This is a genomic window from Kitasatospora sp. NPDC056076 (assembly GCF_042266305.1).
Classification (GTDB): Bacteria; Actinomycetota; Actinomycetes; order Streptomycetales; family Streptomycetaceae; genus Kitasatospora.
Genome location: NZ_JBHJWG010000056.1, coordinates 31,234 through 51,504 on the forward strand (window position 1 = coordinate 31,234; position 20,271 = coordinate 51,504).

The following is a 20,271-nucleotide window of genomic DNA, read 5'->3' on the forward strand; positions in this document are numbered from 1 at the left end:
GGACCTCAGCGGCCCGGGCGCTCGCCCGCCCACACCGGGGGAGTGCGGTCCGACCACGGGCCGGCCTCCTCCAACTGTCCGGCGAGCCGGAAGAGCAGCCCCTCGCGCCCGTACCCGGCGGCGAACTGCATGCCGACCGGCAGCCCGGTGCCGGGGTCGGCCGTCACCGGCACCGACATGGCGGGCGTGAGCAGGTACACGTGGTCGGTCTCGCCGTTGAACTCGCGCGGCTCGGTCCCGAAGCTGACGCAGACCTCCCGCATGATCTCCTCGCACCGCTTGAGCATGGCGTCATCGAACACGCCCTCGCCGTACTTCGTGACGAACACCAAGAGCGCGTGCAGCTTGCAACTGACGTGTCGACCGGGTGCGGATATCGGGGTCTGGCTCCCGGAGTGGTGACATATCCAAAGCGTATGATCACTGTCAGTATCGAAAGGGGGTGGGTCGGATGATCCGTGCGTACAAGTTCCTCATGCGGCCCACCGTGGGTCAGACGATCGCGCTCGGCGAAATGCTGCGTGACCACTGCTCGCTCTACAACGGCGCGTTGCAGGAGCGGCGTGACGCCTACCGGCATGTCTCCAGGACGAGCATCAAGTACGGGCAGCAGTCTGCGCAGCTCAAGGAGATCCGGGCGTTCGACCCTGACCGACAGGGGCGCTGGTCGTTCAGCTCGCAGCAGGCCACGCTTCGCCGGCTGGACAAGGCGTTCGCGGCGTTCTTCCACCGGGTCAAGTCCGGCAAGACGCCCGGCTACCCCCGGTTCCGGGGGGAGAACTGGTTCGACACGGTGGACTTCCCGAAGAACGGCGACGGCTGCCGCTGGGATACCACCCCGCACGATCCGGTGACCCGCGTTCGCTTCCAGGGCATCGGGCACGTCAAGGTCAATCAGCACCGCCCGGTGGTCGGCAGGGTCAAGACCGTGTCCGTCAAGCGCGAGGGCAAGCGCTGGTACGTCATCCTCACCGCAGAGCAGAGCCGGCCCGAGCCGCTGCCCGCGACCGGCAGTGTGGTCGGCTTCGACATGGGCATCGCCAACTTCCTCGCCGACTCCAATGGCGGGTTCGTTCCCAATCCCCGCCACGGCCGGAAGGCCACCGCGAAGCTCGAAGCCGCGCAGCAGGCCCTGTCCCGATTCCCCCGCGTGCACCGTGACAAGCGCACCGCCAACCACCAGCGTGCCGTTCAGCGCGTTGCCGACCTGCACCGCAAGGTCCGTCGTCAGCGCCTCGACCACGCCCACAGGACCGCGCTCGGACTGGTCCGCGCGTACGACCTGATCGCGCACGAAGACCTCAAGATCCGCAATATGCTCAAGGCGCCCGCGCCGAAACCCGACCCGGACCGGCCGGGCACCTTCCTGCCTAACGGGGCGGCGGCCAAGGCCGGGCTCAACAAGTCGATCTCGGAAGCCGGTTGGGGGGTGTTCCTCACGATCCTCACCAGCAAGGCTGAAAGCGCCGGTCGGGAAGTGATCGCCGTGGATCCCCGCAACACCTCCCGAACCTGCCCCGAATGCGGGCACGTCGCGGCGGATAACCGGCCCACACAGGAGAAGTTCCACTGCGTCGGCTGTGGCCACCGGGCACACGCTGACACGGTGGGAGCTGTCAACGTTCTACGGGCCGGGCTGGTCCGTCGCAACGCCCGCCAGGGTTAGCGAAAAGCCCCTGCATTCCGGTGGGGGAGGAGTCACGACCGTGAGGTTCGCCGTCCACTGCCGGGTGTTTGCCAGGGCGAACTCCTCCCAGCCGACGCCGCGTTCGACCCGGCCTCCTCCGCCCGGTCGCCGAGCGACTCCAGTAGGCGCATAGTGCGCGACAGCGCGTCGAGGACGGGCACCGTGGTGCGGCGCCCGCTTCGTCACCCAGCTCGGTCGTCCGGCGGTCGCTGTCATGGCTGTTCGGGGCCTCCGGTCGCTCGAGGGTGCTCCACCTTCCGGGCCTCCCACACTTCCTGAACGTGCTGCTACGCACCCCGACCGGCCCCGGGAGCAGATCCTCGGGCTGGCCCGCTTCATCGCCGACGGGCTGCCGGCGGTCTCGCACCGGGGCTGCCCCTTCATCAACTCCATCGCCGAACTGCCCGACCGCGCCCACCCCGCACGGCAGGTGATCGAGCGGCACAAGGAGCGCCAGGCCCGTCGGCTGCTCGACCTGTGCGCGCGGGCCGGGCTGCCCGACCCGGAGCAGACCGCGGCCGAGATCACCTTCCTCCTCGAAGGCGCGCAGGTCAGCACGCAGAACGGCAGCGTCGACCGGCCGGGCGAACGCCTGCTGCGCATCGTCGAGGCGATCCTGGACCGGGCCGCGCCCGCCGTGCCGCCCACCCGCTGATCCGGCCGGCCCCGGGCGGCACGGGCGCGCGGTGTGCCGCCTTGTGACCGGTCACTACCCGCGTCGTTAATCTTTGTGACCCGGCCCGGGGACAGCGTGACGGGTCATGGACATGATGTTCTCCGGGGCGCCGGCTACCAGTTGGTAACCCGCGTTCTTTGACGGACCACCAGGAATTCCACGACTCGGGGGAACCATGCGCACGTGCACGTCCCGGCTGCTCGCCGCCGCCGTCACCGCCGCCCTGGCCGCCACCGCCGTTGCCGCCACGACAGGCCCGGCCGCCGCGGCCCCCGCGGCCGCGCGCTCCGCCACCGCGAGCGACCCCTTCTACGCCTACGACGGCAGCACGCCACTGGCCTCGCTCGCACCGGGCACCGTGCTCAAGACGCGGACCCTGCCGTACCACGTGCTCGGGCTGCCCACCCCGGTGACGGCGATCCAACTGCTCTACCGCAGCACCGACGCCCAGGGCCGCCCCAGCGCCAACGTCACCACCGTGGTGCGCAGCCTGGCCGGGGACGGCAGCAAGGCCGTCTCGTACCAGTCCTTCTACGACTCGCTCGACCCGAAGGACGGCCCCTCCCGCGCGGTGGCCGGCGACGTCAGCATCAGCGGTCTGATCCCCAACGTCGAGGCGCTCTTCCTGGTGCCGCTGCTCGCCCAGGGCTACAACGTGGTGCTCCCCGACACCGAGGGCCAGAACGCCGACCTCGCGGCCGGCCCGGAGTACGCGACCAACACCCTGGACTCCATCCGGGCCGCCACCCGCTCCCCGGAGACCGGCATGGGCCCCGACACCCGCTTCGGGCTGATGGGCTACTCCGGCGGCGCCGTCGCCACCGGCTGGGCGGCCGCGCTCGCGCCGAGCTACGCGCCCGAGGTGAACGCCAAGCTGGTCGGCTACACCGAGGGCGGGCTGCTGGTCGACCCGGCGCACAACCTCAAGTACGTGGACGGCTCGCTGGTGTGGAGCGGCATCACCCCGCTGTCCGTGATCGGGGCCTCGCGCTCCTTCGGCAGCGACCTGACGCCCTACCTGAACGACTACGGCCGCTCGGTCTACCAGCAGCTGGAGCACGGCTCGATCGTCGACGCCCTGGGCCACTACCCCGGGCTGACCTGGAAGGCGCTGGTCAAGCCCCAGTACGCCGACCCGAACTCGGCGCCGCCCTTCGTCGAGGCCGTCAACCGGAACAACCTCGGCTCGGCCCCCACCCCGACCGTGCCCGGCTCCATCGCCCAGGGCAACGGCGGCTTCCTGGAGGGCACCTTCGCCAGCCCGCCCGGCATCGGCACGGGCGACGGCGTGGCGGTCGCCGGGGACGTCCGGGCCCTCGCCCGCCAGTACTGCGCGACCGGCACCGCTCCGGTCGCCTACCAGCAGTACGACCTCCTCAGCCACTTCGGCGTCCCCGTCGTCTGGGCCCCGCAGGCCGTCGGCTGGCTGGGCGACCGCTTCGCCGGCCGCCCCGCCCCCTCCGACTGCGGCCACATCCCGCCCGGCAACTCCCTCACCCCGGAACAGCCCACCCCCGGCCACTGACCCGGACGGGAGCACGAAGCACCCGCGGCACCGGACACCGTCATACCGGAGTACTACGACGGGACTTGGCACTCCGGTACGACGGTTTCCGCCCCTCCCCGCCCGTACCGTCGCCCGTGTCCGAAGCGACCACGGGAACGAACGAGGGGGAACGGCGATGAACAGGCGAGGACGGGCCGCGGCGGCCGCGGCGGCGGTGCTGCTGGCGGTGACGGCCACGGTGGGGGCGGCCGGGGCGCCGGGCGCGGCGGCGCCGCAGCGGGCCACCGAGCGGCAGGCCAGGGCCTGGCTGCCGCAGCCCACCGGGCCGTACCCGATCGGCACGACCGCCCTGCAGCTCACGGACGACGGCCGGGACGACCCCTGGAAGCCCGGACAGCACCGCAAGCTGATGATCAGCCTCTGGTACCCGACCACCAGCCCCGCCACCGGCGACGACCGCGCGCCCTACATGCTCCCCGCCGCCGCCGACCACTTCGACAGCGCCGGGAGCATCGGCCAGCGCGAGAACGGCTTCGAACCCGGCCGCACCGACTGGGCGGGCATCCGAACCCACGCCCGCGCCGACGCGCCCGCCCTCCCCGGCGGCAAGCGGCCCGTCGTGCTGTACTCGGCGGGCTTCGGCGCCCCGCGCAGCTGGGGCACCACCCTGGTGGAGGACCTCGCCTCCCGCGGCTACGTCGTCGTCACCGTCGACCACACCTACGAGGCCTCCGAGGTCGCCTTCCCCGACGGGGACCTCGCCACCTCCGTCTTCCCCGCGCTCATGGACCAGCCCGGCCTCGACCTGGGCGCCCTCCTGCGCAAGATGCTGCAGACCCGGGTCGACGACACCCGCTTCGTCCTGGACCGACTCGCCGGGCTGCGCCACGACGAGCAGCTGCCGTCCGGCCTCGCCGCCTCCCTCGACCTCGACCGGATCGCCGCGGTCGGCCACTCCGGGGGCGGCTCCGCGGCCCTGCAGACCATGCACGACGACCCGCGCCTCAAGGCCGGCGTCGACCTCGACGGCCAGCTGCACTTCCCCGGCCCGGACGGCAGCGGCGTCCAGCTGCCCCTGCCCACCGTCGCCGCGGACGGCCTGACCCGGCCCTTCCTGCTGATGGGCACCCAGGAGGCCGACTCCGGCAGCTACCACCAGCAGCCCGGCTGGGACGCCCTGTGGCAGCACAGCACCGGCTGGCACGCCGACGTGACCCTGGAAGGCTCCCGCCACGGCTCCTACACCGACGCCCAGCCCCTGCTGCCCCAGCTCGCCCGCCAGGGCGCCGTCACCCCGGAGGCCGTGGCCGCCGCCGTCGGCGACGTCCGCCCCGACCGCGCCGTCCTCGCCACCCGCTCCTACGTGGCGTCCTTCCTCGACCGCTGGCTGCGCGGCCACGACGACCACCTCCTGGACGGCCCGTCACCGCGCTTCCCCGAGATGCGCTACGAGCGGTAGCGCGCGCCGGTACGGCGCCCGGCAGCCGCCCGACCGCCCAGTCGCTCAGCCGCTCGGCCGCTCAACTACCCTACGGCTGTACCCGGTTGTCGGTCGCCAGCACGTCGCCCGGCACCGTCGAGCCCACCTGGCGCCGCAGCGCGCCGATCGCCGGATCGGAGATGGAGACGGTGAGCCGGTAGGGCGGCCGGCCGGTGACGGTGTTGTGCGCGTCGGTCGGTGCCACCAGCCGTTGCTGGACGGCGAAGCCGTCGAAGCCCGGGCACAGGGCCTCGGGCGGGAGCGTCACCCGGGCGGACGCGCCGCCCTCGGGCCCGACGTGGACGCTGCCGCCCGGGCCGGCCGGGGCGTCGTCGTCGCCGTGCGTCAGCGGGAGGCCGTGGGCCCCGCCGACCAGGCCGTCCGGGCCCTCGATCTCCACCGCCACGCCCTGCGGACCGAGCGGCGCCGACAGGTCCAGCGCTCGGCCGCCGGGGCCCGGGGCGAGACCCAGGTCGATGGTGAAGTGCCCCGGGTCCTGCGCCGAGTCCCGGGAGAACCCGTAGGAGCTGAGCACGAGTTGAGGCCCCGGCGGTGGGGTGTCGGCCGGTGGCCCGGCGAAGGTGAAGGACGCGGGCGCCGGCTCGAAGTGGTGGAAGCCCCGGGCGCCGCACCTGGCGCCGTCGGAGACCCCGCCGCCGGGCAGCGCGACGTCCGCGGTCGGCCGGGGCGCTCCGGGCACCGGCCGCGGGCCGGGCCTCGACCGGCCGTCCCGGTTCAGCACAGCGGCCGGGTCCGTCCCGACCGCGACGGCCAACAGCGCCGCGAACGCGGTGACCGCGATCAGCACGGTGCGCCGGCGCCCGGGCCGCAGCCACCGCGAGCGCCCCGCGCCGCGGGCCGCGCGGGGGGCCGGCCCGGGCGTCCAGCGGCGGCCGCCCGGGTCCACCGGCGGCTCCTCCCGCCACCGCGCGGCGAGCATCCTGGTCCGGGCGGTCGGCTCCTTGACGGTGGCCTCCCCGATGAACCGCTCGTCCAGGACGAGTCCCTCGAACGGATCGGGCGTCGCCCGATCCGGCGTCATCGGCTCCGGCTCCGGCTCACGGGAAGGGGGCTGCTGGGAATCATCGGTGCTCGACACGGCGCCAGTATGCCCGGCCGCTCGGACACACGGCCCTCCACCCACCGTCCTCCACCCACCGTCCGACGCCGCCCACCGGGCCGCGCGACCTCTCCTCGGGAATTCAGGAGGCGAGGCCCACCACGTTCTCCGCGGTGGCGTTCAGATCGCACCACACGGTCGAGGTCCCACCGCTTTCCACCCGGTTTCCGTAGTGGTGGTACCGGCCGTAACCCGGCTTGTAGCACGTCACATCCGCGACGAAGGGCCCGTTGGTACACCTGATCGACGCGCCCGCGTGCCCGCCGCTCCCCGTGAAGAACTGCTTGTTGCCGCAGCTCAACGCCGTCGGGGCAGCCGAGGCCGACACCGACGAGACGCCGACGAACCCCGCGCCGGCCAGGGCCGTGGCCAGGGCGAACGCCGCAATCCGCCTCCGAGTCCGCATGATGATCCTCCTTCGTATTCAAAAGGATTGGACGAAACCACCCTAGGATTACGAATGGCGGAGGCGGTAGAGGTAATCGGTGAAATGGCTCAAAGGCGGCATTTCCCGTGCAGGAATTACCCCATGTTCGAATTTTGACCAGGAAAAGTGCCGTTAAACTCTGACGGTGGAAGACCGGTCGCGATGGCGAGAACTGCACGGTGCCGACCGGCCGCCGGAGACCGCTGGAGCCGCCAGTAGCCCCGCGGCCTCAGCGGCAGAGGGCCGCCTCCACGAAGCCCTCGACGTGCGTCATGGCGGCCGGGTCGGCGGGCCGCGTCGTCACCGCGATGTTCGCCGCGGCGCTGCCGTCCTCGGCGACGCCGCCCCGGCGCCCCTCGCTCATCCATCCATGCTCATCCGGCCGGCGGGCCGTGAGCCCGAGTACGCGTACTCAAGCGCACAGACCGCTGGCTGTTGGGCCCGGCTACGTCAGGGCAGGTAGCGTTCGAGCGCGGCGGTGCCCTTCTGCTCGATCTGCTGTCTGGCCCACTCGACCCGCTCGGGCGTGACGTCGTGCCCGGAGGCCATGACGAGGTCCTCCGGGTCGAAAGGACGCTCACCTCCGGTGTACAGCCGTCGCGGGGACGCCTTGGCGTCCCCGTCCGTCTCGTCCGTGGGATCGCTTCCTACGATCGGGCTGCCCATGGCTACCTCCCTGGTCGACCTCCTCCAAGAGTGCCGCCGATCCACCGCCACCGCTTTCCATCCCCGTACGAACCGCCCCACCGCCGCGCCCCGGCCGCCGTCCCGGCCGGACGCCCGGACGCCCGCCGTCCGGCTCGCCCCGGGGGCTGCTGCGCCATGCGCGTGCTCTCCGCCACCGGGTGCGCGTCCGGCGGGACCGGCCCCTAACGCCTCTCCAGCGTGTCCGGTGCCTGTACGAGATCGCCCTGATCGTCGCACGAACCACCGGTCAGGGTGTCCGCGGGAGGAGTGGCTCCACCACCGCCACCCGCTCCCGCAGACCGCTGCCGTCGCCCCTTACCAGGGCCAGTACGGGCCTTCGCCGACTACCGGCCGGTCGCAGGCGAGGACGTACCGGGTTCGAGGGGCTGGATCGCGTCGGAGGTTCCGACGGTCACCAGGACGTCCCGACCGGATTTCCGGTACCCGAGCGAATCGCCGGCCACCTTCTGCACCTGCGCCGATCCGTCGACCCCTTCGATCTTGAGCGCGATCCCCTTCTCGGAGCAGCCGATGGTCGCGGCCGTGAAGGGCGCCACCGGGCTCATCGCCAGCGTGTACGGGCCGGTGAGCACGGACCCCGGCAACTGCTGGTGATCGTCCGAGAAGTCGGTTCCGGCCGCTGGGCGCTGCGCTCCGAACGAGACCGACGCCGTGCCGGTCGGCCCTTCGGGAGCGAGCGGCAGGAACGCTGCCAGGCAGATGCCGTTCCTGACGGCGAGGACCACGTCGGTGCCCGAGATCCGGGCGACGCCGAGGACCTTCGCAGGAGTTCTGCCCGGCAGGGTGTCGACGCCGGTCTGGACGGCCGCCTCCACGGGGGCGGCGGCCAGTCCGTCCAGGGGCCAGGGGGGAAGTGTTCCCTGCCCTCGGGGCGCCCCGTTGCCGGTGCACGCCGTTGCGGTGGCGAGGGCGACCAGGGTGATCGTGAGCCTGACGGATCGACGCATGTGCTGATTTCTCCTAGTTGGTCCAGCTCTTGTAGCAGTACCCCGACCCGTGCAGGGCCTCTCCGGTGCCGACCGTGGCGCCGCCGCCGATGCGCGTGTCGACGACGTCGTAGGTGAAGCGGTCGAACATCGGATAGGCCTCCAGGTGTCCGTACTGTCCGGCGGGGACGGCGAAAGAGCCCGTCTCGGTGTAGGTGGCGGTGTCGGTCACGCTGAATCCGACGCCCACGGACACGGCTCCCGCGGAGATGCCGCCGGTCGCCGACCACTGGCTGGCGATGGCCCGGCTCTGGGACAGCGTCAGCGTCATGGGGCCGTTGCCGGACACGGCGTCGAGGCGGTTACCGCCGCAGATGTCCGTCTGCACCTTGCGGACGTTTCGGGTCTGGATGTACGGGTCCCACTCGGCCTTGCCCGTCGTCCCCTGGGGCGGCGTGACGGCACCGGCGTCAGCGGCCGAGGGCACGGCCGGGGCCGGTGCCTGACGGTCGATCGTCCAGGTCGGGGGAACGGACTCCACGGAGAGCTGCGGGGAGGGGGTCCGGACGGGCGCGGCCTGGGCGGTGGTAACGCCGGAGGCGAGGGCCACGGCGGCGAGGGTCGCGACACCACCGAGGCGTATCGTGTTGCGGTTCAAGTACTCTTCCTTTGCGTTGTGCACAAAGGGGGGCGGGATCAGGTGCTGTTCGTGGGGCCGTCGGCTTGGACACTTACGGCTCCCGTGCTCGCCCGGCCCCGCCCCCCGAATGAGCGGATGTGCGAGCGGATCCGGTCCTGATCGTCAGGGCCTCGCTGCTCGACCCGTAGTTAATCCGCACTCCTGACGATCGATCAAGAGAGTCCGGGGGCGCCGCGGAGGCACGGGAGCGGCTTCCGGCCAGCACCCCCCCAACCGGCGGGTCGGTCCCCCGCGGCCCGGGTCTGCCGTTCGTCCTGCGCCTTCTTCCCCGGGACGGTGCGCCGGGCGTCGAGGCGTGGCGTCGAGTTCCGGACACGACCCGCGGCATGGTCTGGCCAGGTGGCGAATCGATCCACCCGTCCGTCCGGAAGCACGTCGCTGGGCACCTGGCCGTGCCCGCGCCACAGCCGATCGATCGGGCACGACTGGATATCCTCGGGGCGGCGCCTGCCGGGCTTGCGGCGCTGGGGGACGGGGCGCGCTCCGCGCAGTCGACCGGATCCCGCGGCGCAGGACGACGGGGGCGGGGGCCAAGCGTGATCCGGGTTGCGGTGGTGGACGACGAGGCGCTGATCCGCTCGGCCCTCCGCCTGATCCTGAACGCCGCCGCCGGCATCGAGGTGGTGGCCGCGGTCCCCGGTGGGCAGGCCCTGGAAGCCGTTGCCGCGTACGCCCCGGACCTCGTCCTGCTGGACATCCGGATGCCCGACGTCGACGGCCTGACCGTTCTGCGGCGACTGATGGAACTTCCCGAACCGCCCGTCGTGGCCATGCTGACCAACTGCGACTCCGACGAACACATCGCGCAGGCCCTGCGGGACGGTGCCTCCGGCTACCTCCTCAAGGGCACCGATCCCGACGGCCTCGCCCCCATGGTCCGTTCCCTGTCCGAGGGACTCGTCGTCCTGGACCCGAAGGTCGTCCCGACCGTCGTCAACGGCTACCTGCGCCACCACCGCGGACTCGGATCCGCGGCCGCCGGCACCGCCGGGCTCACCGAACGCGAGCGCGGCGTCCTCACCGGACTGTCCCGGGGACTGACCAACGGCGAGATCGCGGCGGCCATGCACCTGAGTCCGGGGACCGTCAAAGCCCATGTCGGCGAGCTCCTGGCGAAGCTGCGGGTCGCCAACCGCCTCCAGGCCGCCCTGTGGGCGCAGCGCGCCGGCCTCCTCGCCGAGGACGCGCACCGGTGAGCGCCACCGGCGGTGCTGCGGGCAGGCGGGACAGGTCGCGGGCCGTGTTGTCGCCGCCGCCGTGAGCGGTGGATGTCCTGCTGTCGTCGGCCGCGACGGTGGATGCCCCGGCGCGCCGCCGCCATAGAGCCCGCCCCGGAACCGCGGAGGCTCGTCTCGCCCACCCCGGTCCGCCCGCGCCACCCCGTCCGAGGGGATGTCGGAGGCCCCTGCGAAGATCGCGGCCATGGAGCTCCCCACCGCCCTCGCCGGCCTCGACGACCACCCCTGGGCCACCGTCGACCACGCCTACGGCCCCGCCGAGGACCTGCCCGAGTTGTTGCGCGCCTTCGCCGAGGGCGGCGAGGACGCCGAGGAGGCACTGGACGAGCTGTACGGCTCGATCGTCCACCAGGGCACCGTGTACGCGGCCAGCGTCGACGCCGCCCCCTACCTCGCCCGGATCGCCGCCTCCGGCAGCCAGAGCGTCGACGCGCTCCGCCTGCTCGGCTGCCTCGCCGAGAGCGAGGACGAGCACGGCGTCGAGCCGGGCGCCGTACGGGCCGCCGTCACCGCCCAACTGCCCCTGCTCATACCGCTGCTGGCGGACGAGGACGCCGACGTGCGGCAGGCGGCCGGCTGGACCGTCGGCCACACCCGGGACACCGGCACCGCCCTGCCCGCCGTCCGGGCCCACCTCGCCACCGAGACCGAACCCGCCGTCCGGGCCGAACTCCTCACCGCCTACGGCCGGTTGGACCGCAAGGGCGCCGCCGACCAGGCCCGCGCCCTGCTCACCCCGGACACGCCCGCGCCGCTGCGCCTGGCCGCCGTGTTCGCCGCGCTGGACGCCGACGAACCGTGGCTCGCCGCCCACCACGACGCCGTCCTCGGCCTGCTGCCCGCGCGCGAGACCGCCCGGTTCGGCCACGCGGGCGAGCACCGGGAGCCGCTGCGCACGATCGTCGGGCACCTGCTGGAGCGGGACGACGCCGCCGACCGCGAGAGCGCCCTCGCCCTGCTCGACGCCGCCCTGCGCGACGAGCGCCCCGAGGTGCGGGCCGAGGCCCTGTGGGCGGCCGACCGCGCCTGCGCCCTGTCCCGCAGCGCCCCGCAGCGGCTGGTCCCGGCGATCGTCCCGCTCGCCGCCGACCGGGCGGCCGCCCAGCTGCTGGCCAAGCTCGGCCCGGCCGCCGCCGAGGCCGCGCCCGTCCTCGCCGAACTCGCCGCGCGGCCGGACGCCCAGGCGGACAACGGGCCGGACGACGAGGCGGCCGACCAGGCCCTCGCCGCGCTCGTCCTGGTGGCGCCGGAGGCCGCCGCCCCGCTGCTGGCCCGGGCCCTCGGCCGGCGCCCGCGCGCCATGCAGAGCGCCGCCGGGTCCTACGCCCCGGCCGACGCCCCCTTCCCGTTCGACCCGGAGCTGTTCGCCGCGGTTCGCGCCCGCCTGGCCGCCAAGGCCCTGGAGCGGCCCGCCTCGGAATGCCAGGACTGCGGCTGCACGACGGTCCAGGACAACAACGACATCGCGGGCCTGGTCCACCTGCTGCGGCGATGGGGCCCGCAGGCCGTCACGGCGCTGCCCGAACTGTGCGCCGTGCTGCCCCGGTTCCCGTACGCCGCCACCGCGATCACCGCCGTCGCCGCCGACGGCGGAGCGGAGCAGCGCGCGCAGGCCGCCACCGGTCTGCGCGCCGAGGCCGGGAAGCTCCTCGTGGCCCAGGCGCTGCACGAACTGACCGGCGAGAGCGGACCGTTGCTGGCCGCCGCCGAGGCGGCGTTCGCCACCGGAGTACGCGGCGCCGGTGACGGCGCCCAGGCCGCGGCCGCCCTCGGACCGGCGGCCGCCCCCCTCGTCCCGGCCCTGCGGGAGGCGCTCGCCCGCACCGCCGAGCGCGACACCACCCCGCAGGTGGACACCGACCTCGCCCTGGCGCTCGCCCTGTGGCGGATCACCGGGCAGGCGGCCGAAGCCGTCCCGGTCCTGGCCTCGGTGCTCGACAACAGCCGGGGCCGGCAGTGGTTCCGCTGGACCGCCGCCCGCGCCGCCCGCGAGATCGCCGCCCTCGGCCCGGCCGGACGCCCACTGACCGCCCGCCTCGAATCCTTCCTCGACGACCCGACCCTGGCACCCTCGGCCGTCCTCGCCCTGCTCGTCGTCGGCGACCCGGCCGTCCTCGACCGCACCCGCCTCGCCGAAGCGGCCCTGCACTCCGCCGAGACCCACGCCGACCTCAAGCACGCCGTGGAGGCCCTGCGGGCCCTCGGCGCCTCGGCCCTGACCCCGGAACAGCACGACCGCCTGACCGCGCTCGCCACCCGGGACCGCCGCCTGGTCCTCTCCGGCGCCGACCACGCGATGATCCGCGAGGACGAACACCTGCGCACCGCACTGGCGGCCCTCCTCGGCCCGACCGCCTGAGACCTGCCGTCCCCGGCGTCCCCGGCCTCCCCGGTGACGCCGGGGAGCCCGGGCACGGCGAAGCCCCGCCGGGCGGGTGCTCGGCGGGGCTCCGTGTCGCGTGGGGGCGGTGGGTTCCGGGGGAGGGGGTGTCAGGCGCGGGCGTCGATCTTGCCCTGGAGGGCGGCGAGCAGGTCCTTGAGGATCCCGGCGGTGCCCTCGTCGGTCAGCTCGCCCTGCTCGTCGAAGCGCTCGTGCGAGCGGAAGGCGACCAGCTCGGGCTTGACCACGACGTCGCTGTCGGTCCAGACGAAGACCTGGCGCAGCGCCAGCTGGGCGCGGACGGAGCCGAAGTTGGTGGGGGCGGCGCCCATGATCGCGGTGGGCTTGCGGTGCAGCGGCAGGCCCTCGCTCTTGCTCCAGTCGGTGCTCAGCCAGTCCAGGGCGTTCTTGAGGACGCCGGGGACGGAGTAGTTGAACTCCGGGGTGGCGATGAGCAGTCCGTCGGCCTCGGTGACCTTGCGGCGCAGCTCGTCGACGACGGCCGGGCGCTTGCCGGGGTGGTCGAGGTCGTAGTCGTACGGCGGGATCTCGCGCAGGCCGTCGTAGATCTCGATCTCCATGCCGGCCGGGTTGAGCTTCCGGGCGGCGCGCAGCAGCGCGGTGTTGTGCGAGTCGGCGCGAAGCGAGCCGGAGATGGCGAAGACCTTGGACGCGCTCATGACGGTGCTCCTTGCGGTGTGCGTGTGGCTGCCGGGGCGGCGGTGGTTGTTCCGACGCCGAGAAACCTAAACCGTTCAGTTCAATGCGTCAACCAGACAGTTCAGTCTTGACTCTGAACTGGCTTGTGTAGTTCAGTCCTCGGCATGACGACGACTCAGTCCGCCGCGGCCCAGGCCGCCCCCGTCCGCTCGACCACCACCGTCATCGACCCCGTGCACACCTTCGAGGGCGCCGGGTTCCCCGTCCGCCGCCCGTTCCCGGTGGCCGAGCTCCCGATGCTCGACCCGTTCCTGATGGTCGACCAGACCGGTCCGCTGCTGCTCGCCCCCGGCGAGGCCAAGGGCGCCCCCGCCCACCCGCACCGCGGCTTCGAAGCGGTCTCCTACCTCATCGAGGGCTCGATGGACTGGGCCGACTCGACCGGCCGGCGCGGCACCAGCGTCGCCGGCGAGGTCGAGTGGCTCACCGCCGGCGCCGGCATCGTCCACTCCAACGAGCCCACCGCCGAACTGCTCGCCCACGGCGGCCGCCAGCACATGCTCCAGATCTGGGTGAACCTGCCCGCCCGGCTCAAGGACCTCCCGGCCCGCAGCCAGAACCAGGGGCCCGACACCATCCCGGTGGTGCACACCGAGGACGGCAGCCGGGTCAAGGTGATCGCGGGCCGCAGCCACGGCGTGGCCGGACCCTTCGAGACCCACCTGCCGGTCCTGCTCGCGCACGCCGTGCTGCCCGCCGGCGGGCGGGCCGACTTCACCGTGCCGACCGGCCACAACGCCGCCGTCTACGTGCTCTCCGGCGCCGTCGAACTGCCCGACGCGCCGCTGACGGACGGCCAGCTCGCGGTCCTGGCCCACGACGGCGAGCGGATCACCGTCGCCGCACCGCACGGACCGGCCGAGGTGCTGGTCCTGGCCGGCGAGCCGATCGGCGAGCCGGTCGCCCGCGGCGGCCCGTTCGTGATGAACACCGCGGCCGAACTCCGGCAGGCCCAACTCGACTTCTCCAACGGGAAGTTCGGGCGGATCCCGGAATGAACCCGGGAGCACTGAACACGGCGGCAGGGGCGGACGCCCGCCCCGCGCAGCCGCCGACGGACAGCACCGGCCGGGGCGCACGGGGGTCGCTCCGGACCGGCCTGCTGCTCGCCGCGCTCGCCGCCCCGGGAGCCGCCGGACTCTCCAGCCCGAGCCTCGTCCTGCCCGCCGTCGCGCGGGAACTGCACACCGGCCCCGGCCCCGCCGCCTGGCTGATGAGCGGCTACGGGCTCGGCATGATGCTCGGCACCCCGCTGCTCACCGCCACCGCCGGGCGGCGCGACCCCCGGACACTGCTGCTCGCCTCCGCGGGGGCACTGCTGCTCGGCGTACTGGTCACCCTCGCCGCCGGGGCGGACCTGGGCCCGCTGGTCGCCGGGCGCGCCCTGCAAGCGGTCGGCGCGGCCGGGTTCAACGTGGCCGCCTTCCAACTGGCCGCGCGCCAGCCGGACGGACGCGCCTCAGGGGTCGTCGCGATCGGCAGCGCGGCGGGCGGCACCGCCGGCCTGTTCATCGGCGCGGCGGTGGCGACCGGGCTGGGCTGGCGGACCTGCCTGGTGCTGCCGGTGCTGACCCTGGCCGTACTGCCGGCCGTACTGCGCGGATGCGCCGGACCGAAGCCCGGACCGAAGCCCGAGCCGACACGGGAGCCGGCACGGGATCCGGTACGGAAGCCCGCGCGGGGCCCGGGCGCGCAGGCGCCGCGCCGCTCGTTCCTCGGCCTGGACGCCCTGGCGGTGCCGCGCTTCCGGGCCGTCGCCGCGGTGATGCTGATCCTGGCGACCGTCAACTTCGGCCTGGTCTACGGCGCACCCCGGCGGGCCGCCGCGCTCACCGGCTGGAGCACCGTCCAGACCGGCGCCGTCGGCTCGCTCGCCACCCTCACCGGCGCGCTGCTCTCCTGGTCGCTGGTGCGCGCCGCACCCCGACTCGGCCTGCGCCGCACCACCGGCCTGCTGCTCGGCGGCTCCTTCACCGCACTCGCGCTCGCCGCCTTCGGCCCCTGGGCGCCGCTGGTGCTGCTGGGCGCCGGGGCCAGCGCCTGCGTCAACGCGGGCGGCCAGGGCATCCTGACCGGCGCCGCCGCCGAGGCCGTGGCACCGCAGCGGCGACCGGAGGCGATCGGACTGTTCAACCTGGTGTTCCTGCTCGGCGCGGCGTTCGGCCCGCAACTGGCGGTGCTCGCCGAGCGGATCGCCGTGCCGGGCCCGTAACCCGCCCCGCCGACGCCCCGCCGACGCGCCGGCCGAGCACACCGACCGAGCGGACCGACCGAACCGTTCAGTTTCATATACTGGCCCGTACCGTCTCCCCCGAGCACCCCGAGGAGAACCCGATGGCCGCCGACGACCCCCAGCCGACCGACGAGTTCGGCATCCCGATCATCCCGAGCCCGGTCGACGCCGCCCAGCGCCGCCGACAGGCCATCATCGACGCGGCCCTGGTCGAGTTCCTGAAGGAGGGCTACTCCGCCGCCTCGATGGACGCCATCACCGCGCGCTCCGGTGTCTCCAAGGCGACCATCTACAAGCACTTCGGGAACAAGGAGCGGCTCTTCCTCGCGGTGATCGGCGGCATACTGCCCACCACCTACGAGGACCTCAAGCCGTGGAACTCCACCATCGCCGAGGCCGACGACCTGCGCTCCGCGCTGATCACGCTCACCCTCGACTGGACCCGCATCCTGCTGCGCCCCGACATCATGTCGCTGCGCCGGCTGGTGATCGGCGAGATCGACCGCTTCCCGCAGCTGGGCCAGCTCTGGTACCGGGTCAGCTACGACATGAACAACGGCCCGCTGATCGAGGCCTTCGCCGAACTGGACCGCCGCGGGGTGCTCGCCGTGGAGGACCCGGCGCTGGCCGTGCAGCAGCTGGTCGCCTGCACGGTGGGCGTGCCGCAGCTGGTGCGCACGTTCCGCCCGGAGGCCGAACTGGACGAGGCCGCGATGCACCGCACGATCAGCTCCGGGGTCGACCTGTTCCTGGCCCGGTACGCACGGGAGCAGTGACCGCGGCGACGGCGGGCCCGGTGCCCGGGGCCGCCGCCACGGCCGGACCGGCGACCGGCCCGCGCCGGTGCCGCCGCAGCCCGGCCACCACCAGCAGCACCGCCGTCCACGCGCCGGTGCAGAGCACCTGGCTGCGGCTGCCCGGGTCCACCAGCATGAACACCAGCACCCCGGCCATCGCCGCCAGCGCCCCGTAGCCCAGGTACGGGAAGCCCCACATCGAGGCCGCCTGCTCCCGCCCGCGCTCCTGCTCCTGCTCCGGCCCGTCCGTGCGCCGCCGCCGGCCGTGCAGCCGCAGGTAGGAGGCGGCGATCAGGATCCAGACCACCAGGATCGCCGTCCCGATCGAGTTCAGCAGGAACGGGAAGACGGTCCGCGGCCACAGCAGGCTGAGCACCACCGACCCGAAACCGAACGCGGCCGAGGCGAGCACGGCCCGCCCGGCCCCGACCAGCGCGCCGCCGCCCGCACCATCCGAGTCCTCCACCCCACCACGCCCGGTCAGCAGGCGCGGCGCGTCACCGCGGGCCGCGAGGGCGTGCAGCATCCGCGAGGAGCCGTAGATGTTGGCGTTCATCGCCGACAGCAGCGCCACCAGCACGACGGCGTCCATCAGCTGCGCCGCGCCCGGCACCCCGATCCGGCCGATCGCCGCCGCGTACGGGCCGCCGGCGACCGCCGGGTCGTCCCACGGCACCACGGCGACGATCACCGCCATCGAGCCGATGTAGAACAGCGCCACCCGCCACAGCACCGTGCGCACCGCCCGGCGCACCGCGGCCACCGGGTCCGCGCACTCGGCGGCGGCGATGGTCACCGTCTCCAGCCCGCCGTACGCGAACACCGCGGCGATCGTGCCCACCGCGACCCCGTGCCAGCCGTGCGGCAGCAGCCCGCCGTGCGCGGTCAGGTTCTCCGCGGCCGGCGTCCGGCCGGTGAGCACGGCGGCGGCGCCGAGCAGCACGAACGCGCAGATCGAGGCCGCCTTCACCCCGGCGAACCAGAACTCCAGCTCGCCGAAGTGCCGCACACCCGCCAGGTTCGTCCCGGTGAACAGCGCCATGAACACCGCCACCCACACCCAGGCCGGCACCTGCGGCAGCCAACCCGCCACGATCCGGGACGCCCCGATCGCCTCCGCGGCCACGCTCACCACCAGCAGCGCCCAGTACATCCAGCCGGCCAGCAGCCCGGCCCACGGCCCCCAGGCGCGGGTGGCGTGCGCGGCGAACGCCCCGGAGCCGGGGCGGGCGGCGGACATCTCGCCGAGCATCCGCATGACCAGCACCGTGAGCACCCCGGCCACCACGTACGACACCACGATCCCCGGCCCCGCCGCGGCGATCCCGACGCCGGAGCCGACGAACAGCCCGGCTCCGATCGCACCGCCCAGCGCGATCATGGCGATGTGGCGCTGTCTCAGCCCACGACTGACCGACCGGTCCTCGGACATCACGGCTCCCCCCGTTGTGATCCAACCGGGGGAGATCTTGGCCCCGACCACCCGTCATGATCAAGCCCCCGGTGGAACCCCGGTGGAACCCCGTCCGGCGGGTGCCGGCGGCGAGGCGCCGTGGAACCGGCCAACGCCCGGGCCGGTGCTACCAGTTGGCCCAGAGGAGGTTCCAGCCGCCGAGTCCGTTGTCGGGGGCGACGGTCTTCTCCTTGGAGTGCACGACCGTGACGACGTCGCCGATCAGCGAGTCGTCGAAGAACGACCCCGCCTCCGCTCCCGCCCCGGCGGCCGCCGCCGGAGCAACCACGGGCGCGACCACCGGGGCGACCACGGGTGCGACCGCGCCGGGGCCGGCCGCCCCCGCCCGGTGGTGACCGAGGGCAGCGCCGGCCTGCCGGTCGAGGTGAGCGAGCGGAACCCGCAGGTCATCGAGGTCACCGCCCAGACCACCTCCCACGACGTCAGCTGGTACCTGGAACTGGAGTGGTCCAGCGGCACCCGTAAGGGCACGCTGACCGTCGGCCCCGGCGGCGGCGCGCCGTTCCGCACCAGCGCGGTCAAGGGCCGGCCGCTGTACAGCTACCCGGTCGGCGGGAAGGCCTGGGGCCCCAGCCCCTTCCAGCGGTGACGGCCGCGCCCGGCACCGCACCGCAGGCGACCTCCCGGCCGGGGGTGCTCAGCCGCGCGGCGGTCGCGCGGTCGTGCCGGAGGTAAGCCGCCAGAGCCCGGCCAGCTCGTAGTAGAGGCCGTTGACCACCTGGAGGAGCACCAGCGTGACCGGCCACAGCAGCGCGCCGAGGCCGGGCACCGCGTCCACCGGCAGGGTGTAGGCCATCACGACCCGCGCGGCGGCGTCGAGCAGCATCGCCACGCCCCAGATCGCGGTCGAGACCCGCCAGATCCGCCGGAAGGCCGGTTCGCGTTCCCACAGCACGTCCCAGGAGGTGCCGTCGGAGCGGAACCGGCCCTCCAGCAGCGGCCGTCCGGCGTGGAAGAGCAGCGGACGCCTGGCCCTGACCGAGGCCAGGAACCAGAGCCCGGCCACGCCGGTCAGCCACCCGTCCTTGGCCAGCAGGAATCGGGGGCTGCCGCTGACCAGCGCGGCCGCGACGCCGAGCAGCATGGTCCCGGCGATGAATCCCGCCATGCCCTCCAGGCTCCGGGTGCGCAGCCACCGCACCGCTGTGGTGAGCGCGGGCAGGACGGCGCCGGCCAGCAGCGCGCCGAAGACGCCGACCCCGGCGGCGCGCAGCCCGTAGTACACCGCGATCGGGACCACGACGTCCCAGGCGACGCCGAGCAGCAGGCGCCGGCCGCTGGGCCGCGGCGGCGGGGCGGGGGCGTCACCGCCGGCGCTTCGCGTGGGGGGCACGGCGTCCTCCGGGGCCGGGGAAGGCCAGGGTAGTGCCGCGGCGTAACCGCCCGGTCAGCGCGGGCGGTAGCGCCGGTAGCGGACGTACAGCACGATGCACGTGATCGCGCCGATCGCGCACACCGGCAGGCTCAGCCCGACCGCCATGATCACACCGTCGCCGACGCCCTGCACGGTCTCCTCGCGGAGCATCCCGTTCGGGTCGGTGACCGTGCGGGTGGTGTCCGCGTGGCTCGCGAGATAGGCGACCATCGAGACCCCCGCCAGCAGGAACGCCGCCGCCCCGGCCAGGAACCAGCCGCCCGCCCGGTCCTGCCACTCGTCCCCTTGCAGCCGCCGCGCCCGGGGGCTGTGCTCCAGCACCGCGCGGCCCAGGCCGAAGGCCCCGGCGGCGTGCCCGTCGATGTACAGGCGCGCGCCGCCGTCGAGGGCGAGGCGGCAGCGGTAGTCGTTGCCCAGCCGGCGGGCGAGGCCGTGGATCCTCGGGGTGCCGGGGATCGTGACCGACACGATCCGGCTCCACTCCCAGCCCACCGCACCGCGCCGCGAGCCGTGGACGATCCCGCGCTCGCGGACCTCGAAGTACTCTCCCGACCCGCCCCGCACCGCGCGCCACGCCTGCGTCACGGCGACGTACAGCGCGCCCAGGGACAGGCCGATCACCAGGCCGATCGCCCGGCCCCCGCCCGGACGGCCGTCGTCCGCGGCGACCAGCGCCCACAGCCCGAGCCAGCCGCTGGGCACGGCCACCACCAGCGCCCACACGGCGTTGCGCCACCGCGCCCGGGTGTCCACCCGGTGCCTGCTGAGTACGGCGCCGAACAGGTCAGTCATCTCGGCCTCGCTGATCATCCGCACAGTGAAG

The 20,271-nt window shown here is 74.0% G+C and carries 20 protein-coding genes and 3 pseudogenes; 10 read left to right on the forward strand and 13 right to left on the reverse strand.

The features are described 5' to 3' along the window. Positions 1–5: 5 nt before the first annotated feature. Positions 6–188, reverse strand: a pseudogene (locus ACFC1T_RS33310) (amidase); the annotation flags it as partial. Next, a pseudogene (locus ACFC1T_RS33315) lies at positions 189–377 on the reverse strand (transposase); the annotation flags it as partial. It lies immediately after the preceding pseudogene. A gap of 74 nt (positions 378–451) precedes the next feature. On the opposite strand from ACFC1T_RS33315, the gene ACFC1T_RS33320 reads away from it, so the two are divergent. The 4 genes and pseudogenes from ACFC1T_RS33320 (at position 452) to ACFC1T_RS33335 (ending at position 5,329) form a co-directional block, all read left to right on the forward strand. After that, the gene (locus ACFC1T_RS33320) at positions 452–1,666 is read left to right on the forward strand and encodes an RNA-guided endonuclease InsQ/TnpB family protein (RefSeq protein WP_375895039.1); all 1,215 of its coding nucleotides are present in this window, start codon (positions 452–454) and stop codon (positions 1,664–1,666) included. Between the two features lie 307 nt (positions 1,667–1,973). Beyond that, positions 1,974–2,342: pseudogene (locus ACFC1T_RS33325) on the forward strand (TetR family transcriptional regulator); the annotation flags it as partial. Between the two features lie 196 nt (positions 2,343–2,538). Further along, positions 2,539–3,888 carry a lipase family protein gene (locus ACFC1T_RS33330; RefSeq protein WP_375895041.1) on the forward strand — a complete coding sequence of 450 codons (1,350 nt, stop codon included), beginning with the start codon at positions 2,539–2,541 and terminating at the stop codon, positions 3,886–3,888. Between the two features lie 157 nt (positions 3,889–4,045). Continuing rightward, positions 4,046–5,329, forward strand: coding sequence for an alpha/beta hydrolase family protein (locus tag ACFC1T_RS33335; protein WP_375895044.1), 1,284 nt, complete (start codon positions 4,046–4,048; stop codon positions 5,327–5,329). A 70-nt stretch (positions 5,330–5,399) separates the two neighbouring features. Here ACFC1T_RS33335 and ACFC1T_RS33340 read toward each other — a convergent pair whose 3' ends face one another. The 6 genes from ACFC1T_RS33340 to ACFC1T_RS33365 form a co-directional block, all read right to left on the reverse strand. Beyond that, a complete protein-coding gene (locus tag ACFC1T_RS33340; RefSeq protein ID WP_375895047.1) occupies positions 5,400–6,392 on the reverse strand; it encodes a hypothetical protein in 993 nt (330 codons plus the stop codon). Between the two features lie 160 nt (positions 6,393–6,552). After that, entirely contained in the window at positions 6,553–6,876 is a 324-nt protein-coding gene (locus ACFC1T_RS33345) for a hypothetical protein (RefSeq protein ID WP_375895050.1), read from the reverse strand. A 250-nt stretch (positions 6,877–7,126) separates the two neighbouring features. After that, a complete protein-coding gene (locus ACFC1T_RS33350) occupies positions 7,127–7,261 on the reverse strand; it encodes a hypothetical protein (protein WP_375895052.1) in 135 nt (44 codons plus the stop codon). An 86-nt stretch (positions 7,262–7,347) separates the two neighbouring features. Continuing rightward, positions 7,348–7,563, reverse strand: coding sequence for a hypothetical protein (locus tag ACFC1T_RS33355; protein ID WP_375895055.1), 216 nt, complete (start codon positions 7,561–7,563; stop codon positions 7,348–7,350). Between the two features lie 365 nt (positions 7,564–7,928). Further along, entirely contained in the window at positions 7,929–8,552 is a 624-nt protein-coding gene (locus ACFC1T_RS33360; RefSeq protein WP_375895058.1) for a hypothetical protein, read from the reverse strand. A 13-nt stretch (positions 8,553–8,565) separates the two neighbouring features. Continuing rightward, positions 8,566–9,189, reverse strand: a complete 624-nt coding sequence (locus ACFC1T_RS33365; RefSeq protein ID WP_375895060.1) for a hypothetical protein — start codon at positions 9,187–9,189, stop codon at positions 8,566–8,568. 578 nt (positions 9,190–9,767) lie between these two features. Here ACFC1T_RS33365 and ACFC1T_RS33370 point away from each other — a divergent pair. Further along, a complete protein-coding gene (locus ACFC1T_RS33370) occupies positions 9,768–10,427 on the forward strand; it encodes a response regulator (protein ID WP_375895063.1) in 660 nt (219 codons plus the stop codon). Between the two features lie 226 nt (positions 10,428–10,653). Then, the gene (locus ACFC1T_RS33375) at positions 10,654–12,828 is read left to right on the forward strand and encodes a HEAT repeat domain-containing protein (RefSeq protein ID WP_375895065.1); all 2,175 of its coding nucleotides are present in this window, start codon (positions 10,654–10,656) and stop codon (positions 12,826–12,828) included. A 131-nt stretch (positions 12,829–12,959) separates the two neighbouring features. On the opposite strand, the gene ACFC1T_RS33380 is transcribed toward ACFC1T_RS33375, so the two are convergent. Beyond that, positions 12,960–13,529 (reverse strand): NADPH-dependent FMN reductase, encoded by a 570-nt coding sequence (locus ACFC1T_RS33380; RefSeq protein WP_375895067.1) that lies wholly within the window; start codon positions 13,527–13,529, stop codon positions 12,960–12,962. Between the two features lie 144 nt (positions 13,530–13,673). Between ACFC1T_RS33380 and ACFC1T_RS33385 the strand changes: the two genes are divergently transcribed. From ACFC1T_RS33385 to ACFC1T_RS33395, 3 genes are all read left to right on the forward strand, one after another. Beyond that, on the forward strand, positions 13,674–14,567 hold the full coding sequence (locus tag ACFC1T_RS33385; protein WP_375895070.1) for a pirin family protein: 894 nt from the start codon (positions 13,674–13,676) through the stop codon (positions 14,565–14,567). Further along, entirely contained in the window at positions 14,564–15,781 is a 1,218-nt protein-coding gene (locus ACFC1T_RS33390) for an MFS transporter (protein WP_375895072.1), read from the forward strand. Before ACFC1T_RS33385 ends, ACFC1T_RS33390 begins: the two co-directional genes overlap by 4 nt. A gap of 122 nt (positions 15,782–15,903) precedes the next feature. Next, a complete protein-coding gene (locus ACFC1T_RS33395; RefSeq protein WP_375895075.1) occupies positions 15,904–16,578 on the forward strand; it encodes a TetR/AcrR family transcriptional regulator in 675 nt (224 codons plus the stop codon). On the opposite strand, the gene ACFC1T_RS33400 is transcribed toward ACFC1T_RS33395, so the two are convergent. Next, entirely contained in the window at positions 16,529–18,031 is a 1,503-nt protein-coding gene (locus ACFC1T_RS33400) for an amino acid permease (RefSeq protein WP_375895078.1), read from the reverse strand. The genes ACFC1T_RS33395 and ACFC1T_RS33400 overlap by 50 nt on opposite strands. A gap of 148 nt (positions 18,032–18,179) precedes the next feature. Continuing rightward, positions 18,180–18,341, reverse strand: a complete 162-nt coding sequence (locus ACFC1T_RS33405) for a hypothetical protein (protein ID WP_375895108.1) — start codon at positions 18,339–18,341, stop codon at positions 18,180–18,182. A gap of 63 nt (positions 18,342–18,404) precedes the next feature. Here ACFC1T_RS33405 and ACFC1T_RS33410 point away from each other — a divergent pair, with 63 nt between their 5' ends. Next, positions 18,405–18,662, forward strand: a complete 258-nt coding sequence (locus tag ACFC1T_RS33410) for a hypothetical protein (protein ID WP_375895080.1) — start codon at positions 18,405–18,407, stop codon at positions 18,660–18,662. A 48-nt stretch (positions 18,663–18,710) separates the two neighbouring features. Here the strand turns inward: ACFC1T_RS33410 and ACFC1T_RS33415 are convergent, their stop codons facing one another. Continuing rightward, complete coding sequence (locus ACFC1T_RS33415; RefSeq protein ID WP_375895083.1) at positions 18,711–19,406, reverse strand: VC0807 family protein; 696 nt, start codon at positions 19,404–19,406, stop codon at positions 18,711–18,713. Positions 19,407–19,460: 54 nt separating this feature from the next. Next, positions 19,461–20,258: a hypothetical protein gene (locus ACFC1T_RS33420; protein WP_375895085.1), complete on the reverse strand. Its 798-nt coding sequence runs from the start codon at positions 20,256–20,258 to the stop codon at positions 19,461–19,463. Positions 20,259–20,271 lie beyond the last annotated feature (13 nt).